The following is a 3760-nucleotide window of genomic DNA, read 5'->3' on the forward strand; positions in this document are numbered from 1 at the left end:
GGACGGCATCCTCGAAAAAGTCCATGAGGCCGGATTGACCCTGAAGGCCGGCTGCGGCATCGGCTACGAGTTCAGCACGCTGCGCCCGCGCGGCGCCTTCGTGGCCGGCGCCGGTGCCTACACCTCGGGCCCGATGTCGTTCATGGACATCTTCGACAAGATGTGTTTCACCGTGTCGTCGGCCGGCGGCCGCCGCGGCGCGCAGATGGGCACCTTCGACGTCAGCCATCCGGACGTGAAGGACTTCATCCGCGCCAAGCGCGAGGACGGGCGGCTGCGCCAGTTCAACCTCAGCCTGCTGATCACCGACGGTTTCATGCAGGCGGTCGAGGACGACGCCGACTGGCCGCTGGTGTTCCCGATCAACGCCAAGGAGCGCGGCGACATCGCCCTGGACGATGCGGCGCAGGTGGTCTGGCGCGAGTGGCCGTTGCACGAGAACTACATCGTCCGCGACGACGGCCTGGTGGCCTGCAAGGTGTACGGGCACATCCGCGCCCGCCACCTGTGGGACATGATCATGGTCTCGACCTACGATTACGCCGAGCCGGGCTTCATCCTGATCGACCGCGTCAACGAGATGAACAACAACTGGTGGTGCGAGACCATCCGCGCCACCAATCCCTGCGTCACCCGCGAGACCTGGGTGCAGACCGCCGAGGGGCCACGCCAAGTGGCCGATCTGCTGGGCACGGGCTTCCTTGCGCGCGTGGACGGTGTCGATCATGCGACCGGCGCCGAAGGATTCTTCAAGACGGCCACCAAGGACGTGGTGCGGCTGCAGACGGTGGAAGGCCACGCCTTGCGCCTGACCTGCGACCACCGCGTGCGCCGCGTCAGCCGGCAGACCCGCTGGTCCACCGAAACTGAATGGTGCCCGGCCGGACAGCTGGTGCCCGGCGACCGGGTGCTGTTGAACAATCATCGCAGCGGCGCGCAGTGGCACGGCGCACGCAGCCACGAGGAAGGCTTCCTGCTGGGCCTGCTGGTCGGCGACGGCACCCTCAAGCACGATGCGGCAGTGCTGTCGGCGTGGCCGCAGGCCGCCGCTGTGAACGCCGCAGGCAATGCGCCAACGGCGCTGATGGACGAGGCGCTGCGCTGTGCGCAGCAGCTGCCGCATCGAAGCGATTTTGCGGGCTGGAGTGCGGTGGACGGTCGCGGCGAATACCGCCTGAAGCTGGCGGCGCTGGGCGATCTGGCCTTCGAACTGGGCATGACGCCGGGCAACAAGGCGATCACCCCGGCGATGGAAAAGACGTCGAGCGATTTCCATCGCGGTTTCCTGCGCGGACTGTTCGATGCCGACGGTTCGGTGCAGGGCAGCCAGGACAAGGGCGTCAGCGTGCGTCTGGCGCAGTCCGACCTGGCACGCCTGCAGGCGGCACAGCGCATGCTGCTGCGTCTGGGGATCGCCTCGACGATTTTCCGGGAGCGCCGCCCCGCAGGCGAACGTCTGCTTCCCGACGGGCACGGCGGACAGCGCCACTACGCCACCACGGCGCAGCATGAGCTGGTCGTCGCTGGCGACAATCTGGCCGAGTTCGCGCAGCACGTTGGCTTTGCCGACAGCGCCAAGGCCAACCGGCTCAAGGCCGCGCTCTCGGGCTATCGTCGCCGGCTCAACCGCGAGCGCTTCGTCGCCACCGTCGAAAGCGTCGTCGCCGACGGCCACGAAGACGTGTTCGACGTGCAGGTGCCGGGCATCAACACCTTCGACGGTAACGGCCTGCACGCGCACAACTGCGGCGAGCAGCCGTTGCCGCCCTATGGCGCCTGCCTGCTCGGCTCGGTCAACCTCACCAAGTTCGTCCGCCACCCCTTCACCGACCGGGCCGAGTTCGACTGGGAGGAATACAAGGAAGTGGTTCGGGTATTCACCCGCATGCTCGACAACGTGGTGGAGGTGAACGGACTGCCGCTGCAGCGCCAGCGCGACGAAATCCTGCGCAAGCGCCGCCACGGCATGGGCTTCCTCGGCCTGGGCAGCACGCTGACCATGCTGAAGATGAAGTACGGCAGCGCGGAAAGCTGCGAATTCACCGAAGCCATCGCCCGCGAAATGGCGGTGGCCGGCTGGGAAACCGGGCTGGCGCTGGCGCAGGAAAAGGGCGCCGCGCCGATCATGGACGAAGTGTTCGAAGTGACCGCCGAAATGCTGCGCAAGCGCCCGGAAATGGCGAAGGACGGCTGGAAGGTCGGGCAGAAGATCGAGGGCCGCGTCCTGCACGCGCGCTACAGCCGCTACATGCAGCAGGTGGCCAAGGTGGCGCCGGAACTGGTGGATCAGCTGGCCGAGACCGGCTGCCGCTTCACCCACCACAGCTCGATCGCGCCCACCGGCACCATCTCGCTGTCGCTGGCCAACAACGCCAGCAACGGCATCGAGCCGAGCTTCGCCCATCACTACAGCCGCAACGTGATCCGCGAAGGCAAGAAGTCGAAGGAAAAGGTGGACGTGTATTCCTTCGAACTGCTGGCCTATCGCGAGCTGGTCAACCCGAATGCGATGCCGTTCTCCGACGATGCCGCGACCCGGCTTCCGGACTATTTCATCAGCGCCGACGACATCAGCCCGAAGGAACACGTCGACGTGCAGGCCGCGGCGCAGAAGTGGGTCGATTCGTCCATCTCCAAGACCGCCAACGTCCCCACCGACTATCCGTACGAGGACTTCAAGGACATCTACCGCTACGCCCACCGCAAGGGGCTGAAGGGTTGCACCACCTTCCGCTTCAACCCGGCCGCGTTCCAGGGCGTTCTGGTCAAGGAGTCCGACCTCGAGAACACCACCTACCGGTTCGAACTGGACGACGGTTCGACCATCGAGGTCAAGGGCAACGAACAGATCGAATACGACGGCGAACTGCACACCGCCGCCAACCTCTTCGACGCCCTGAAAGAAGGCTATTACGGGAAGTTCTGACCGGCGCGCACGCGGGCTTTTTCGGGTATAGCATCGCGGCGTGGGATCCGCCCACGAGGCCCCGCAAGGAGAGGGCATATGAGCAACGGAAATCAGGTGACGAGCACGCTGGCCGAGGTTGTCGAAAGCGGCAAGGAAAAGGCCGCCGAACTGGGCGCCGCTACCCTCGAGAAAGCCCGCAAGGCGGCATCGACGGTGAAGAAGGCGGCCAAGTCGGCCGAGAAGGTCGTGAAGAAGAAGGTTGCCTCCGCCAAGCAGAAGCTCTCCGCGGCGAGCGCCGACGCGCGCAAGCAGGCGCAGACGCTTAAGGACAAGGTGACCGGTAAGAAGGCGGCCGGGAAGACCGTCGCCAAGAAGGCCGCGAAGAAGGCGCCGGCAAAGAAAGCGGCCGCCAGGAAGCCCGCAGCCAAGAAGGCACCGGCGAAGAAAGCCGTGGCCAAAAAGGCTCCCGCGAAGAAGGCGCCGGCAAAGAAGGCCGCCAGGAAAGCAACGAAGAAGTAATCCTTTCCGCAGCGTCCGTCCGGCAGCGCGTCGGGCGGACGTCCGGTTCCATCACGCAATACGCACAGGCAGGTTCCAGGTTCCATGACCGTCAGGATCACGAAGAAAATCAAGGGCTATTCCGTCGTCTCGCCGGAGGATCGCGCGCGCGCGGCGGAAGATGTGATGGAGGCGGTGGACGCGGCGGAAGACAACGTCATCCACATGCACGAACGCATCGAACGCCCGGAAGTCCTGATCGGCTCCACCTACAAGATCAAGTCGCCGCTGGTCGAGCACGCGATGTACGTGACGATCAACGACATCGTGCTCAACGCCGGCACCGAGCACGAA

At 65.5% G+C, this 3760-nt stretch carries 2 protein-coding genes and 1 pseudogene; all 3 read left to right on the forward strand.

Annotated features, from left to right (window positions below):
- On the forward strand, positions 1–2926 hold a 2926-nt coding region (locus Q0X16_RS06940), incomplete at its 5' end, for an LAGLIDADG family homing endonuclease (protein WP_297832449.1).
- A 78-nt stretch (positions 2927–3004) separates the two neighbouring features.
- The gene (locus tag Q0X16_RS06945) at positions 3005–3427 is read left to right on the forward strand and encodes a hypothetical protein (protein WP_297832452.1); all 423 of its coding nucleotides are present in this window, start codon (positions 3005–3007) and stop codon (positions 3425–3427) included.
- A gap of 84 nt (positions 3428–3511) precedes the next feature.
- Positions 3512–3760: pseudogene (locus Q0X16_RS06950) on the forward strand (NrdJb); the annotation flags it as partial.

The organism is Thermomonas sp., assembly GCF_025993755.1.
Taxonomy (GTDB): domain Bacteria; phylum Pseudomonadota; class Gammaproteobacteria; order Xanthomonadales; family Xanthomonadaceae; genus Thermomonas.